The sequence below is a fragment of the Chrysosporum bergii ANA360D genome, from assembly GCF_029891735.1.
In the GTDB taxonomy this organism is placed as follows: Bacteria; Cyanobacteriota; Cyanobacteriia; order Cyanobacteriales; family Nostocaceae; genus Umezakia; species Umezakia bergii.
In genome coordinates this window covers 36635-51808 of sequence record NZ_JANQDH010000041.1, presented here as the reverse complement: position 1 = coordinate 51808, position 15174 = coordinate 36635, and the positions used below count along the sequence as shown (strand labels likewise).

The following is a 15174-nucleotide window of genomic DNA, read 5'->3' as shown; positions in this document are numbered from 1 at the left end:
ACAGAGAAAGAAATTAGAATAATTGAAGAAATATGCTAGCATCGTCACTGTAACACACGCTTCCAGTGTGTCACCAAAAGAAAATATTGTAACCGAATTAGTTGAAGAATGGGGAAGGCGATTAAAGTCGCTAACGGCTAACCCCCGTGTCTGAAGCTAGGGGCTTGCTCGCCGTTGATATTTCGGTCAAAGATGGGGTACGCCAAAAATTGCTGAGTAATACCCCATAATAAAAACTACGGCTGAAAAGTTAACTATTGTGATTATCAGGAGAATCTCATGAATCCGACCACTCAAATTCAACCTTTAGATGTGCCTCAAGCCATTATCCAACGTCGTTCTATCAAAACTTTTAAAACTGACCCCATTGGGCCGGAACTGCTGAAGCAACTAGTAGAATTAACGGTGGCTGCGCCTAGCAGTTACAATATCCAGGACTGGCAAATTATTCTTGTCCAGGATGAGGCGCAAAAGGCAGCATTAGCAGCAGCGGCTTGGAATCAAAAGCAAATTATTCAAGCACCAGTGACGTTTGTTTTTGCAGCTGACCCCAGGGTTGGAGAAAAAGATTTAACCGCAGTTTATGAACTGGCCATGGCAGCTGGAGCCTGGAATGAAGGAACAGTAAACTATTTTAAAGGCGCTATTCCCAAATTTCAAGCTGCACTGGGAGACAAACGCCGAGAATACGCTGTCAAAGATGCCATGATTGCTGCTACTCATTTAGTATTAGCCGCAGAAAGTTTAGGTTTATCTACCTGCTTTATGAATGGCTGGATTGAGGATCAGGTGAAAGAGGTAATTGGTGCAGATGACCCTGATTTAGCGATCGCTGTTTTAGTTCCTGTCGGTTATGCAGCAGAACCACGCTTAAACCCTGGTCGCTTGCCATTGTCTCATAACGTTTCTGTTGATAAGATGGGTAATTCCTATAAAGGGTAATTGAATTTTGGATTTTGGATTTTGGACAATACCCAATCACGTAAAAGAGAGTTCACCTGTTCTGGTGCTTCGTCATGAGGACAATGACCGGCGGTGATAAAATATTCTGTGAGTTGGGGATAGTATTGACGAAACTTTTGGGAACGTTCTCTGGTATTCATCCAAGGATCAGCCTCTCCCCATAACAGTAAGAGAGAACAACTTAATTGTTTTAACAGCACATCAACTTTTTCTCCTTGTGGAGTGCTAAAAACAGAAATAAATACATCTAAAGCGCCGGAATCATAGGCAGGACGAGCAATTTCGTCTATTAGTTGCTCTGTGATTGCACTTTTATTTAGATAAACCTTTTCTAGAGTTTGGCGAATTACCCAACGTTGTCGCACGTATTGAAATAAAAGAAACTGGCTTAAAGGTTGTTGCAAGATCCATTTAACAGCATCACCCAGTAGTTTTTGTAAACCAGAGAGTTGTTTGGGGGGTTGAATTTGTGCTTGTAAAGCTTCTGGTTCAGAGGAGGTGGGGTTTTGGCTAAAGGGTCCAGCACTATTGAGTAGCACTAAACCACTTGCAATGTCAGGACATTGTGCGGCTACACATAAACAAGCATAGCCACCGAGGGAGTTACCTGCTAATATTGTTTTTTGTCCAATTACTTCACTGATAAAATCAGCCAGCTGGTCACGCCACAAATCACCACCATATTCCAAGTTGGGTTTTGCTGAACGACCAAATCCTAAAAGGTCGATGGCAAATACTTCAAAATCCTGGCATAGTCCTGTGATGTTCTTACGCCAGTGGTCTGTGGATGCGCCAAAACCATGCACTAACAACAGGGGGGGGCGTGGTGGTTGTTTTTCTCCCGCATGAACGTAATAGATGTTGTGACCCCTCCACTGCCAATAAAGTCCAGGAATTGGAGTTGTGGAGGAATTTGTGGTTACTTGCATGATATAAAGGGTTGTTAAGTGAGTTCTAATAATTGTAATTTTATCCCCCACTAGTCTTAAACTGTTTTGCAATTGACTAATGACTAATGAATAATTTATCTATCACGGGTAAAACCCAACTTTTGGGCGTAATTGGGCATCCAGTGGAACATTCTTTATCGCCTGTGATGCACAATGCGGCTATGGCCGCATTAGGATTAGATTATGTTTATCTGCCTTTCCCCATCAAACCAGAAAATTTAGAAGTAGCCATGGCTGGTTTGGCTGCTATCAATGTTGTGGGTTTTAATGTGACAATTCCCCACAAACAAGCAATTATGCCCTTTTTGTCAGAAATTACCCCCATCGCCCAAGCCATAGGGGCAGTGAATACTGTTAGTTACCAACATGAGCAGTGGGTGGGTACAAATACAGATATAGAAGGTTTTATTGCTCCCTTACAGACAACATATCGGCAAGATTGGAATCAAAAGATGGCCGTAATTTTAGGCAATGGAGGCGCTGCTAGGGCGGTGGTGGCTGGTTGTCAGCAGTTGGGAGTGGCTCAAATTCATGTGGTGGGGCGCAGTTGGCAAAAGTTACAAGAATTTCGCAATAGTTGGGCTAATTTACCCGAGTGGGAAAAATTGCAAATTAATATATGGGATGATTTAGGAGAACTCATCCCCCAAGCTAATTTGTTAGTGAATACAACTCCTGTGGGTATGTATCCCCTAATGAATGAATCACCTGTGAGTATGGGAGATATGCAGAAATTATCTCCAGGTGCGATCGCTTACGATCTGATATATATTCCTCACACTAGCCAATTTCTCCAGCAAGCTAAAAAACAAGGAGCAATTGCCATTAATGGTTTAGAAATGTTACTTCAACAAGGAGTAGCGGCTTTAAAAATTTGGTTACAACGGGAAACTTTACCTGTAGATGTAATGCGCCAAGCATTGCGAAATCACCTGAAAGCCGATTGCAAGGCTGTTTGAATGTCATCTGGAGTCATAACTTGATCGCAACTGAGGGTTTTATGGGAAACTATTCGAGAGGCATCGCTAACTATACAAAAACAATCACTGTAATTGTTGTATCTTGCCTAATTACAGTTTTGTCATGGTTGTACACTCCACAAGCCATAGCACTGACGCAAATTAAACTATTTGACCTCTCCTATGGAGATTGTCCACCAGAACTGGCAGAAGGATCTGTGATTAGTGGTGGTAGCGCCCGGGCTAATTGCTTTATTGTCACAGGTAAGGCACAAAATAGCACTTACAAAACGGTCTATGATGCGGATATCTTTGGACGCATTTATGATGTCAACAATAACCCAGTGCTGCAAAACCGTACTCGGCTCGGTTCAATTCCGAAAGTTCCTCCGGGTGTGAGTGATTTTAACTTGAGAATTTCTGTCCCGGCAAATCAGCCAGGACCTTTAAAGCTGAAGCAGTTTAAAGCGTCTGGGTTTAGCGCTCAAGTGCGGAGGTAAACTACCTACCTGGAGTGAAGTGTGTTTTTGAAGTTATGAGTATATTTGTAAAAAAGAATTTATATGTGCTGTAAAAACTATTCTTTCAGTTAAACTCGAAACATAGAACACAAGCCATTATTCTTTTCTATGAATACTACTTCTACAGTTGAATTCAAGCGCCCAGCTTGGCAAACAGCTACTATGCTCACTTTGTGGTTTTGGTTGAGTGGGAGCCTAGTTTTAGATTGGGTAATTATGCCTAGTCTTTACTTTTCTGGCATGATGAGTCAGACGGATTTTACTACAGCAGGCTATGCGATGTTTTGGAACTTTAACCGCGTTGAATTATTATCTGCTGCTGTGGTATTAACTGGTGTATTGGCTGGGAGTAAAACTAAATCTCGCTGGGGTGGTAGCAGTATTGTTGTTTCGGTGATTTTGCTGGTTATCACTCTAGTGAATACCTATTTTCTCACTCCACAAATGTGTGCTGTGGGAATTCATTTGAACTTGTTTGAAACAGTGTTGGCAACTCCAACCCAGATGAATTTACTGCATGGTGGTTATTTTGTCCTAGAAGCAATCAAACTATTGCTAGGAGGAACACTTTTAAGCTGGTGCTGGCGACAAGTGTAGTTTATGGTTCAGAATCGGGTGATGCGTCATTGTTAAATAACAGCAAACGAGCTGCTAAAATAGCAAAACCTACAGCTGCTATGGTTTTTAATAACCGTGTAGGTAACAATTCCGCCACAGCCCCACCTGCTAATGCTCCCGCAAAGCTGGTGAGCAATAGTGCGCCAGCAGTACCAAAAAATACTGCCCGTCGAGACTGAGAACGCCCTGAAAGTGCGATCGCTGCTAATTGGCTTTTATCACCTAATTCTGAGAGAAAAACTGTAATAAAGCTGATTCCTAAAAGATTCCAGTCCATAAGTCCATATATTTTGTAAGTAGAGAGTAGGTGGGGTGAAGTGGGGATTTGAGCAATTAAGAATTACTAATTACATCCCAAAACAGCATCAGAGAAATAAGTAATAACATCATCCCTGCTGATTTTTCTATGGTTTTTGGACTGAGACGACTGGCGAGCCAACCACCTAAAAGCACGCCTAATAAGCTAGTAGTAATGAGGGCTACCCCAGATCCCAGAAACACTACCCAGGGTGAATGAGATTCCGCGCTCATTAATAAAGTAGATAGCTGAGTTTTGTCACCAATTTCCGCCAGAAATATGGTTAGGAAGGTAGTACTGAAAACAGCCGCTACTGATTCCTGATGGTTTTGACTATGGGTAACTACGGGCTGTAGGGGTGCAGTGGTTGCAGCATTCAAGTTAGATTCGTTGCTGTCTTTTATTTCGGGCTGGTTTTCTGTCTGGGAGGAGACAGAAAAACTTGCAGGTACAGAGTCAAGTTTCACAGGCAGTAGTTGTAATTGCGAGGTTGCTTTCATATTGTTCTCATTTTCTCAGATGATGGTGAGAAATTGCAACCCCACGCCACAAATTAAGTTGATGAAAAACCAATAATTTGATTAAAGCGGAGGATTTCTAAACTGCGTTCTCCATAAATTCCCTCGATATGCTGGTGACAGCAGTCAATAGCAAAATCATTGAGTTCTGCTGGCTCAATTCCATACATATCTTCAAATATTTCTGGTTCTACCCGGCAAAAACGAGGGCGGTTGGGGTAAATCCGGCATTCTCTGGTACTATGGTCAAAGTTAATGCACCATCCGTCTTTTCCTACCATACTCAGGTATAGTTCTAATTCTGCTGGTGTGAGGTAATCTTCTAGGTCGGGACGCTCTACTGGGTCTAGGTTACAGCAAGCCCCACATTGTTTAACACATTGCCAATTTGCCATTTTATTGATTTTCCTATAATTTTGTTAAGTAAATTAAATTTAACAGTCCTTTGCCATATATGATTAATGGCGAGTTTTGTTAATTACTGTATTTTTCAAGCCAAAAAAGAGGACAAGGGAAAAATGTTTGACACTTTAAGCAATCTCAACTGGGAAGTTATTTTTCAACTGGTTTCCGTTGGATTAATCGTTATTGCTGGACCTGTGGTAATATTTTTACTGGCACTTCGCAACGGCAATATGTAAGATTGCCACATTTAGAGTACTGATAGAGTACTGAGTGCTGAGGTGAAGAAATTTTTTGAATATCTAGGATTGATCACCCAGGACTCAGTGCTGATCATACCTTAACAGGAGCTTTGATAATTTTGTCTTACTGTGGTATCACCGCTAAGATCATTTGCCGGTCTGATCCCAAGTAACTCTAATTCAATGGTCGTACTACCATTAAAGTTATTTTCTCGCAATTTGTAGGCGATATCCATCAGGCTGGGTAGGGGGAAATATTCTCGCCAACGCCAGGCGATGGCTTTGATTTGATACTGTTGGTCATTAACAGTTTGACTAAGTGTCAGTTTGATGTGACCTTTACCAACTATTCTTTGCTCTAGGACTCGGACATGAGATGTGTAAAATAAGGGGTCTCGGTTTTCTACACCGCAGGGATGAAGTGAATTGAGTTGTTGATAAAGTTGGTGGTTGATTTGATGAAAATGAATTTGAGCATCAATTTTTAGCAGTGGCTTGAGGTGTTGGGGTTGTAAACACTGATTAGCAAACTCACATAAACGCGATCGCCATGTTAGCAAATTTTTGGCGGGTAAAGAAAAACCCCCTGCGGCTTTGTGTCCCCCAAATTTACCCAGTAAATCATGAGAATATTGCAATGCTGCAAATACGTTAAACTCTGGTATACCACGGGCAGAACCGCGAATTTGTTCTTCGCCTTCATAAGTGCCAATAAACACGGGTACACCGTAGCGTTCTACTAAGCGAGAAGCAACAATACCAATTACCCCATGATGCCAATTCGGTTGGACAATTACTAATACCCGGTCTTGTAGGAGAGAAGATACAAATTCTTTTTCTGCATAAGCAATGGCTTCTTGCTCAATTTGTTCGCACATTTGCTGACGGTTAGTGTTTGTTAATTCACACTGCACAGCATTTTCTAGGGCTACCGCCATATTATCTGTAGTCAATAGTGAAATCACTATCTCAGGGTCACCAATGCGACCAATGGCATTAATGCGCGGACCTAAGCGAAAGCCGATATCTTCTGGCTTTAAAGATTGGGGAGGGGGAGGAGATGGGGGAGAGATTTGTTCTATAATTTCTTGTTGTCTATATTCTGTGGTTTGCAAGCCGGCGACTTGAATTAACGCTTTAATTCCTGGTAATTGGGAATGGGGTAAATACTTTAAACCCCGTTTGACCCAGCGACGGTTCACACCCGTTAACGGGGCTAAGTCGGCAATTGTCCCCAGTGTGAATAAAGCCAACATTGGCTGTACTAAGCCTTTAATTTTATCTAACTGTTGAGCTAAAGATATTGCCAAAATATAGGCTACACCAACACCGGCTAAACCGCGATAAGGTGAAGACTCTGGAATTAATTTGGGATTGAGAATGGCGTTAGCTGGGGGGAGTTTGGGGGGGAGGTCGTGGTGGTCGGTGACAATGACATTTACACCAAGTTCTCTAGCTCTGGCGATGGGTTCATAGGCAGAAATACCATTATCCACGGTGATAATTAGTTCTACACCGACCGTGTGGCATTCTTCAACAATGCGGTTGTTAATACCATAACCATCGTGCATCCGACTGGGGATAGCATAATCTACTTGACCGCCTAAACTGCGGAGACTACGTAACAGTAAAGCGGTGCTAGTCATGCCATCAGCATCATAGTCTCCACAAATGGATATTTTAGCTTGGCTGGCGATCGCCTGTTGCAATAATTCTAGACTCACTGCCAAATCTGGAAATTCTTCTAGGGGTGGAGGTAAGATTAGAGACTCTGGATCTAAAAATTCTTGTGCTGTTTCTGGGCTGGTGATGCCACGATTGATTAATAATTGGGCGATAATGGGGGATATACTGATAGTTTTTACTAGATTTTGGGCAATTTCCGGTTGTTGCTGATAAAATTCCCAGCGTTGGTGAGGCAAGCGCTTGTTCTGTGCTGTTGGTTTGGGGAAGGCTTGATGGAGCATGAGTATTGCTCTCAAAAATTTTGGCTCAATTTACTACTAATAACATTATTTTGGTTTTTTTAAAACACTTCTACCCGACCATTGTTGAGAATATACACCGAGCGATGGCCCGGAAAATCCCAATTAGGCAGGAGTTCAACATACAAAGTGCCAAAATTAGGTTTTGAAATCTTAGCTTTTAGGGAAAGACCTGTATCATCCCAAAAAATGAGAGAAATATTTGGTGTTGTACCATATCCGTGTTCTAATGTTATTTCCTGTTTTGGTTGCAGAGAAATAGTCCCAGTGGCGGTAATTTTTTGTAATTTAAGTAAGCGAGGGGTGCGATTAACTACTTTAACTCTGATCAATTGACCGGGCTTAAACTCGATGGGACGGGGTCCGCAGTCAGAAGCACAAGTTCCAGCTAATGTAAGTGTAGACTGATGATTTGATATCAACAGCCAGGCTGTAGCTAAGAAGATTGTAGGTATGATTTTCACCATAAACTCTGTTTGATTAATAGTATTGGGTTATACAGGATATGTTACATACAGTCGGGTACATCGGTAGGGGGTAAGATGCCGGCACTACAAAAATTGTATGATTGAAATGTATGATTGAAATGTATGATTGAAATTTATACTTCATCCGCGAGTAACTTTTCTGCTGCTGCTAACATGGATGCGGCAATATCTTTTAGGTCTTCACGATTGTTTAAGTAAGTTTGCAAAGCTGACCGGGGGTCAATACTGCTACTGGCGGTTAATTCTGGTATTCTGGGGCGAGCTAGTTGGCTGACTAATTCTGCTTGAATGGTGTAGTTGTGGGCTGGAGTTAAAGCAGCATGGATAGACGAGGTATCAATTAACTCTATTTGTTCAGAACGGAGTTTATAAATTAACCGCACTACTGCATCTTGTATATTATGTTTAGCGATGGCTTTGATTAAAGCATTTTGAGGATCATCTGCTTTGGATATATCTATTTCTATTGTCCGGAAAGTCCGCACTGGTAAGGGGCAAAACTCCCATTTGGCCATTCCTCGCTCTAGTTCTATAATTACATAGCCCTTATCTTCTTTTTCTTCACTAAAATCTACCCTTTCAATACTTCCGGGATAAATTACTGGGGGGTTATTGGATTTATTTAAATTTTGGTGACAATGGACGTGTCCTAATGCCACATAATCAAAACAAGGTCGTGTGAGTAGGGAGAGAGGTAAAGTAAAACCTTTACCCACTGCTAAAAAACGCTCTGCTCCTAATGTAGCGTTATCTGCCATTAAATGAGCTAATAGCACCGTGGGAACATGAGGGTCAAGACGACGAATTTCTCCTTCTAAAACTACTTCTAGGCGTTGTGTTAACATTTCGTTAACTTCAGCTAGAGAGGCGTTTCTGGTTTCTTGGCGAGTCATCAAAGTAGAACGAGTTAGCCAAGGTAAGGTAATTACTTGTATTTTGCCGTTGCGGGTGTTGATATGATGAGTGGTTAAAGTATCACCCACCACAAACCCCCGCACTCCTAAAGTGCGGTAAATATTTAAACTCGCTCCTCCGTTCCCTTGGGAATGTTGGTCATGGTTCCCCACTAATAGCACTGTGGGAATATCTGCATCCACTAAACGGCGAAACTGACCGGCAAAAGCTTCTTGCACATAGGGGGCTGGGGTAGAATCTGGGAAAGCATCACCGCCAAACAAAACCAAATCTATTTGATCTTCTATGGCTCGGTCAATACATCGAGATAATGTCTTGACAAAATCTTCCAGTCGTGTATTTAATCCTGTAGCTGGATTCATGCGTCCGTGGGAAAAACCGCTTCCCATGTGGATGTCGGAGAGGTGCAGAATTTTAATCATTAGTCCTCAAATTGCATACTATGAGTAAGCTGTTAAGCAGCTAAATTCCATCATTTCTATTATTTGTGATTTCATAGTCTGATTCAGCAAGGCAATTTTAGTTTTATTCGTCTAATAAAGTCATTAATGCGTGGATTTCTGGGTCTTGTGACTCTGAGAGTTGATGCTTTAGTTCTAGTATTTGATTTTGTAATACTTGTGATGTGTAAACCATGTTATGTGTTTGGGCAAGTTTTAATTGAGTTTCTTTTATTCTAATTTTTCTTAACAATTGATTAACAATATCAATTGAGTTGTTTTCTGGGTAAATCATAATTTTATACCTACTTTTGGGGGGATTATACAAGTTGTTGCTGTTTATTTAATATCAGACAATAGGGTTTACTAGGGCTAGCATACCTGATGCTGTATAAAAAATCAAGTTTTCACATAAAATCTACAAATTTTTGAAGATGATAATCAGGGCGATCGCTTATGGAATTCCTGCCCGACTGTTACAGTTTTTGCCCTAGCATTCACAACTCAAACTCTGATCACATCGGCATGAAGATTTTGCTAAAGTTGAATGATTCAAAAACTTTGATGTGTGTGTAATTAAATCTGTTAGGAAAATGCGATTAATTTTATACAGCAAGCCGGGATGTCATTTGTGTGAGGGTTTACAGGAAAAGTTAGAACAAGTGGCAAATCTCAGTTTTGAGTTGGAGGTGCGGGATATTACCACCCGTCAAGATTGGTTTTTAGCTTATCAATATGAAATTCCTGTACTGTGTGTAGAGAAGTATAAATATGTTGAAAACAGCGATAAAAACTTGGTAGAAGAGCGTTTACCACGTGTTTCTCCTCGTGGTAGTGTGCGTCAGTTAGAGCAAATGTTGGTTAAGTATTTATCCAATTAGGAAAAAATAATGCAAAATAAGCCAAAGAGATTTGTGTGACGAGGTTCACTAAATGAAACTGCGGGAATTATTAGCGGTCTTAGATGGCGTTGATTCTTCAACTGTGGCTGATGTGGAAGTTAAGGGTTTGAAGACAAATTCTCATGCTTGTGGTGTGGGTGATTTGTTTATTGGTATGCCGGGAACCCGGGTAGATGGTGGAGATTTTTGGACAAGTGCCATAGCATCGGGTGCTGTCGCGGCCATTGTTTCACCACAGGCTTTACAAAAAAATCCCCCGACGGGTGAGGCTATTGTTCTAACTGCACCGGATATGACTCAAGCCTGCGCCCAATTGGCGGCCACTTTTTACGATTATCCAGGGCAAAAACTGAAGCTGGTGGGTGTGACTGGCACTAATGGGAAAACGACAACTACTCATTTAATTGAATTTTTCCTCACTACAGCCAATCTGTCTACGGCTTTGATGGGAACTCTCTACACTCGTTGGCCTGGTTTTGAGCAAACTGCTGTCCACACTACCCCCTTTGCTGTGGAATTACAACAACAGCTTGGTGAAGCTGTAAATGCAGGTTGTGAGTTTGGGGTGATGGAAGTGAGTTCCCACGCTTTAGCCCAAGGTCGAGTTTTGGGGTGTGAGTTTGAGGTGGGGGTGTTTAGTAATCTCACTCAGGACCATCTGGACTATCACCGGGATATGGAAGATTATTTTGCCGCCAAAGCTTTGTTATTTACTCCTGATTATCTCAAAGGACGAGCCATTGTTAATGCTGATGATTCCTATGGCCAGCGTTTAATTGCTGGTTTAAGTTCTGAACGTGTCTGGAGTTACAGCGTTAATAATCACAAGGCTGATTTGTGGATGAGTGATTTAAGTTATGGGCCCAATGGTGTAAGCGGGATGTTGCATACACCAAGGGGTGATGTGGCTTTTGGTTCTCCTCTGGTTGGGCAGTATAATTTAGAGAATCTTTTGGCATCTGTGGGGGCGGTTTTACATTTAGGACTTGATTTACAGTTGCTGGCTGGGGCAATATCTGAGTTTCCTGGGGTTCCTGGAAGGATGGAACGGGTACAAATTAGTTCTGAGCAAAATATTAGTGTAATTGTGGATTATGCCCATACTCCTGATAGTTTGGAGAATTTGCTCAAGGCTGCTCGGCCGTTTATTCCGGGAAAAATGATTTGTGTTTTTGGCTGCGGAGGCGATCGCGATCGCACCAAGCGCCCAATAATGGGTAAAATTGCGGCTGAGTTGGCTGATGTGGCAGTGGTGACTTCAGATAATCCCCGTACTGAAGATCCAGAAAGGATTTTACAAGATGTTTTGGCGGGAATTCCTGATACTGTTCAACCAATAGTAATATGCGATCGCGCCTCTGCCATTCGTACTGCTATTTTACAAGCAGAACCCGGTGATGGGGTATTACTGGCTGGTAAGGGTCACGAAGATTACCAAATTCTCGGCACTGAAAAAATTCATTTTGACGACCGAGAGCAAGCCAGAAGTGTTTTAGCGGAAAAACTCAACCTGTCAATTTAAATCTCTCAGGCTTGAATTTTTCGCCCCAATCTCCCCTTTAGGGAGGTTGGTATATTTTAAGATGTTAGCCGTGTGTCTCACGTGTTTAACAAATGCTATAGTTTCTAAGCTGTTACGTTATGTATTGAGTTTGTATAACCCTAGGGTAACGGGATACCAGCACTACTGAATGTTGAGGACATAGGGATGATTGGATTTAGCAGGGATTTAGCTGTATTTTATGTCTTTTAACTGTTCTTTACTCCTCACTTCCAGAGGTAAGAAAATAGTTAAGACTTCGCCATACTCTTGGCGTTGACGCACAATCAGCTTACCACCAATAGCTTGAAATAAATGCTTGGTTGCGGCAATATTTAAACTAATAGTACCTGTTTCTGGTTGAAACATTAGCAATTGACCCAGGGCTTTACGAATTGGTGGGGTGATGGTTTCCCTAGCTGGGTTTGTACCTTGGCAATGGAATTGAGGGGATAATTGTAACTTGAGTTGATGGCCTGCTGGAATCACCTGTACTTGGATATGACTCCCTGGGGGTAAGCTGCGGGTGAAATTCTCCATCAAGCCTGTGAGGACTTGATCGAGCATATTGGGGTTACTGACTACTGTTGGTAATTGCTGGGGTAATACTACGTCTAGGGTCAAGTTTCGCCGATGGGCGGCTTGTTGCCAACGGGGAACGCTCTGACGCAATACGTGATCTAATGATGTGGGTGTAAGTTGAGCATGGGGATATTTAACGGAGGAAGAAGTTTCTAATTCTGCTGCTGTAAATAGTAACTCCATCCGGTCAATTTGATCAGTACACTCGTGATCAATAATTTCTAAGCGACTGGTGACGTTAGCAGGTAAATCTCGCCGTTTGAGCAGTAGGCGAGTTAGGGTGCGAATTGTTGTTAAGGGTGTGCGTACTTCGTGGGCAAAAGCTTGGAGTAATTCTACATCAGGAACGGGGGCTTGGTGGTTAGGAGTTGGGGAAGGAATTTGAGGACGGGTGTTGTGTCCGCCATTTGCTGTGTTTTCTAATGCCTCTTTATTTACTTCTGGTTCTGTCAGTTCTTGAAGTAACAATTGGCTAAAGTGAATTATAGTGCGGTAATTTGGTGTTACTGTTGAATATTTTTGTACCAAAATATCAAGTTCTGCGAAAAAATCTGGATTAGTTAACATGACCCTAGCACCAAGCGATCGCCAAGCTTGCTGTACTAATTCAGGTTCAAAGGAAAATGAAAATGCTTTATCGCCGTTTTTTTCTTCCTTTAATACCAGGACTAATGTAAATTTATCTGTAAAAACTAAGCAAAACCGTTCTGTTGCCAGTGGGTCTGCTGGTAATAAAGGTAGCACTGATTCTTGGGAAACAGTTTCTTTATTTGCTACCGCCATGGGACTGGGCAGATAAAATGGCATCAGAGCCAAGGGGTTAAATGGCTTGGCGGTAAAAGTGACGGTTTGCAGGTTTTGATTTAATGTTGGTTGACTAAATAGAGGTGCGGGTGCTGCTAATACTAAGGCTTGGGTGGTATCAGGTGCAGTTGCTAAAGTTTTGATCAGCAATTGTTCTGTTGCTGCTAAACTGATGCGCCACTGTTGCTCTGCTTTGCTTGGTGAGCATTGAGCCACTGTTGCTTGGGTCTCGGCTAAAATTTCACTCAGACTTGGCAATATCCATTGATACACAGGTTTTCACCCCTTGACTGAAGAGCTACTGGCAGCCTTTGATTTAGGCATTTTAGTACTGCTATCTATGAGGTTATATTTTTTTGCTCACTGGCAACAGTGGTATAACCGAACAATACAGGTGCAATTTCCCCTGTTAAGAGTTGAAATTGACCATAACACAGGTAAATGTAAAAAAAAGCGAAATCAGTACATCTGGTAGGATTAACGAGTGCGCTGTCTCAGTTGTGAATATAGCATTTGTATGCGATCGCTCCACTGTTGGCGCTCGGAATGACTCAAGACAAACAACCAAGCGATGACAAAGTAGATGAGTGCAGTCAAAGCCATTTCCACAGCTAGTCCCAACCATCCCCCAGGACTATGGCTTTTGGCCAGCCACCACACCGCCAAACCATAGGGAAGGCCAACTGCTAGGGGTTGAGCAACGGCTAAAAAAAGTTGTTTGACAGATGTACCAAAAACTTCCCCCATGAGTAATGGTAACTGCCATAAACTAACGGTAGTAAATCCAATAAAAGTACCCAACAACGGACCGATCATGCCTAAAAACTGAGTGCTGATGATGCTGACTAAAAAATTGATGGTAGCAGAGAGAGTGGCAGGACGCACTAATTTAGGTTGGTTACCAGTCCCACCAAAACACCAAGACCACAGGGACAAAAGCCCTAAAAAAAATACGTTACAAGCGGCTAATAGAGTTACTCCATCCCCAGCAAAGCGGTCTTCTCCTACCCATAGTTTAATAAAGTGATGGTTATAGGGTGCGATCGCCACCATGAAAGTTACTCCCATCACAGCCACTAACCGCGTCAGTTCAATCAGACGAGCATTGAATGTTTCTATTTCTCCCTTAGCATGAAGATCAGCAAGAGCCGCCCAGGTAGCGTTGGCAATACCTTGTATTTGTCCTTGTGCCAGGGCTGCTAACCGTTGGGTGACGAAAAATGGCACAACTGATGCAGGACTAAGGCTGTAGGAAATAATAATGTTATCAGTAAATAAGCTTAGTTGACCTGAAAGCCTGAGAGTAAATGTTGACCTATTAAGTCGCCAAAGTTGTCTTTCAATAGGAATTTGGGGTTTATGATCTTGAATAGCAGAAAAAACATCTGGATAACGACGCAACCCGTCCCAGCACATCAAAATTTGAAACCCAATATTGCCAGCGAGTAAAGCTAGGAATTGTCCAGTAATGCCAAATCCTCCCCGCGCCAGCAGCAGAGCCAAACCTGTGATGATCAGGCTTTGAAACATGATCAAGACGTTGGCAAAATAGCCACGTTGGCTGGCATCTGCTAAGAGGCGAAAGGGGGTTAACGGTAATAAAAAAATCGTCAGGAGTCCCAACCAGTAACCTGTTTGCAGATCCGCCAGTAAAGTTTTTTCAACTGGTACAACACGAGTGATCAACAAACCTAACGCCCCTCCCACCAGTACCATGATTGCCATGATTTTCAGGTAGGCTTTAATTCCTGTAGCCAATGTGAGGCGGATTTGTTGACCATCTCCAGTGCCCACTGCTTTTGCCAACAGTGCCATTAATGAGCCACTAATACCCAATTCTAAGAGATTAAGATAATTACCCCAATCATTAGCAGCCCGAAATGCTCCGTAGCGTTCATCACCAAGCCAACTCAGTAACAAGGGTGTACTGAATATACCTATGCTCAGTGTGATAACCTGTAATATAAGTCCAGTGGAAAAGTTAACTACTGAGCTTCCAGTACGTTGCATTTGATTATTAAGGAGGGTAGAATAAAAAAATATTGGT

General features: G+C 42.2%; 17 protein-coding genes. 7 read left to right on the top strand and 10 right to left on the bottom strand.

The annotated features are described in order from the left end of the window. The first annotated feature begins 279 nt into the window (after positions 1-279). Entirely contained in the window at positions 280-942 is a 663-nt protein-coding gene (locus NWP17_RS06385) for a nitroreductase family protein (RefSeq protein ID WP_280654080.1), read from the top strand. Here NWP17_RS06385 and NWP17_RS06380 read toward each other — a convergent pair. Then, complete coding sequence (locus NWP17_RS06380) at positions 930-1892, bottom strand: alpha/beta fold hydrolase (RefSeq protein WP_280654079.1); 963 nt, start codon at positions 1890-1892, stop codon at positions 930-932. The genes NWP17_RS06385 and NWP17_RS06380 overlap by 13 nt on opposite strands. Before the next feature lie 86 nt (positions 1893-1978). Between NWP17_RS06380 and NWP17_RS06375 the strand changes: the two genes are divergently transcribed. From NWP17_RS06375 to NWP17_RS06365, 3 genes are all read left to right on the top strand, one after another. Beyond that, on the top strand, positions 1979-2872 hold the full coding sequence (locus NWP17_RS06375) for a shikimate dehydrogenase (RefSeq protein WP_280654078.1): 894 nt from the start codon (positions 1979-1981) through the stop codon (positions 2870-2872). Positions 2873-2913: 41 nt separating this feature from the next. Then, entirely contained in the window at positions 2914-3372 is a 459-nt protein-coding gene (locus NWP17_RS06370) for a biotin carboxylase (protein ID WP_280654077.1), read from the top strand. Positions 3373-3501: 129 nt separating this feature from the next. Next, positions 3502-3990 carry a DUF4149 domain-containing protein gene (locus NWP17_RS06365; RefSeq protein WP_280654076.1) on the top strand — a complete coding sequence of 163 codons (489 nt, stop codon included), beginning with the start codon at positions 3502-3504 and terminating at the stop codon, positions 3988-3990. 1 nt (position 3991) lies between these two features. Here the strand turns inward: NWP17_RS06365 and NWP17_RS06360 are convergent, their stop codons facing one another. From NWP17_RS06360 to NWP17_RS06350, 3 genes are all read right to left on the bottom strand, one after another. Beyond that, on the bottom strand, positions 3992-4288 hold the full coding sequence (locus NWP17_RS06360; protein ID WP_280654075.1) for a TMEM165/GDT1 family protein: 297 nt from the start codon (positions 4286-4288) through the stop codon (positions 3992-3994). A gap of 56 nt (positions 4289-4344) precedes the next feature. Next, positions 4345-4776 (bottom strand): TMEM165/GDT1 family protein, encoded by a 432-nt coding sequence (locus NWP17_RS06355; RefSeq protein ID WP_280654099.1) that lies wholly within the window; start codon positions 4774-4776, stop codon positions 4345-4347. An 86-nt stretch (positions 4777-4862) separates the two neighbouring features. Then, a complete protein-coding gene (locus tag NWP17_RS06350; protein WP_280654074.1) occupies positions 4863-5222 on the bottom strand; it encodes a YkgJ family cysteine cluster protein in 360 nt (119 codons plus the stop codon). 123 nt (positions 5223-5345) lie between these two features. Between NWP17_RS06350 and psb30 the strand changes: the two genes are divergently transcribed. Beyond that, the gene (gene psb30, locus NWP17_RS06345) at positions 5346-5468 is read left to right on the top strand and encodes a photosystem II reaction center protein Ycf12/Psb30 (RefSeq protein WP_280654073.1); all 123 of its coding nucleotides are present in this window, start codon (positions 5346-5348) and stop codon (positions 5466-5468) included. 101 nt (positions 5469-5569) lie between these two features. On the opposite strand, the gene NWP17_RS06340 is transcribed toward psb30, so the two are convergent. From NWP17_RS06340 to NWP17_RS06325, 4 genes are all read right to left on the bottom strand, one after another. After that, positions 5570-7438 (bottom strand): single-stranded-DNA-specific exonuclease RecJ, encoded by a 1869-nt coding sequence (locus tag NWP17_RS06340; protein ID WP_280654072.1) that lies wholly within the window; start codon positions 7436-7438, stop codon positions 5570-5572. Positions 7439-7497: 59 nt separating this feature from the next. Beyond that, positions 7498-7923 carry a hypothetical protein gene (locus NWP17_RS06335; RefSeq protein WP_280654071.1) on the bottom strand — a complete coding sequence of 142 codons (426 nt, stop codon included), beginning with the start codon at positions 7921-7923 and terminating at the stop codon, positions 7498-7500. Between the two features lie 134 nt (positions 7924-8057). After that, positions 8058-9281, bottom strand: coding sequence for an exonuclease SbcCD subunit D (locus tag NWP17_RS06330; RefSeq protein WP_280654070.1), 1224 nt, complete (start codon positions 9279-9281; stop codon positions 8058-8060). Between the two features lie 103 nt (positions 9282-9384). Next, positions 9385-9594 (bottom strand): hypothetical protein, encoded by a 210-nt coding sequence (locus NWP17_RS06325; protein ID WP_280654069.1) that lies wholly within the window; start codon positions 9592-9594, stop codon positions 9385-9387. Between the two features lie 298 nt (positions 9595-9892). Between NWP17_RS06325 and NWP17_RS06320 the strand changes: the two genes are divergently transcribed. Both NWP17_RS06320 and NWP17_RS06315 read left to right on the top strand, forming a co-directional pair. Further along, complete coding sequence (locus NWP17_RS06320) at positions 9893-10180, top strand: glutaredoxin family protein (protein ID WP_280654068.1); 288 nt, start codon at positions 9893-9895, stop codon at positions 10178-10180. 52 nt (positions 10181-10232) lie between these two features. Beyond that, complete coding sequence (locus NWP17_RS06315; protein WP_280654067.1) at positions 10233-11723, top strand: UDP-N-acetylmuramoyl-L-alanyl-D-glutamate--2,6-diaminopimelate ligase; 1491 nt, start codon at positions 10233-10235, stop codon at positions 11721-11723. Between the two features lie 207 nt (positions 11724-11930). Here NWP17_RS06315 and NWP17_RS06310 read toward each other — a convergent pair whose 3' ends face one another. Beyond that, positions 11931-13400 (bottom strand): sensor histidine kinase, encoded by a 1470-nt coding sequence (locus tag NWP17_RS06310; RefSeq protein ID WP_280654066.1) that lies wholly within the window; start codon positions 13398-13400, stop codon positions 11931-11933. A gap of 204 nt (positions 13401-13604) precedes the next feature. Next, positions 13605-15137 (bottom strand): lipopolysaccharide biosynthesis protein, encoded by a 1533-nt coding sequence (locus NWP17_RS06305; protein ID WP_280654065.1) that lies wholly within the window; start codon positions 15135-15137, stop codon positions 13605-13607. Positions 15138-15174 lie beyond the last annotated feature (37 nt).